The sequence below is a fragment of the Priestia sp. SIMBA_032 genome, assembly GCF_046535215.1.
Lineage (GTDB): Bacteria > Bacillota > Bacilli > Bacillales > Bacillaceae_H > Priestia > Priestia aryabhattai.
Map to the genome: position 1 here is coordinate 1 of NZ_JAWRXD010001312.1, position 246 is coordinate 246.

The following is a 246-nucleotide window of genomic DNA, read 5'->3' on the forward strand; positions in this document are numbered from 1 at the left end:
GGCGCGGCGACCCCGGGCGCATCGACCTCACCGACCTGCTCGATCGCAACGCCGGTCAGGTCGACGACTGGGCCGTCCGCAGCGACGAGAGCCACTATCCGCGCCCGCTCCGGCGGCAGCTGCGCCAATCACATCTGTCCCACGACGACCAGACGACGATCGACGAGATGCGCGCACACCCGATCGGCAAACTGGCCTACTTCGCCTGTTCGACGGCAACCGCGATCGAGCAGAGTGCGTCCTGGC

General features: G+C 68.7%; 1 protein-coding gene. It reads left to right on the plus strand.

Going from position 1 to position 246, the window contains the following annotated elements:
- Positions 1 to 246: hypothetical protein (locus tag SB717_RS38565; RefSeq protein WP_410908506.1), on the plus strand; the 246-nt coding region annotated here is incomplete at both ends.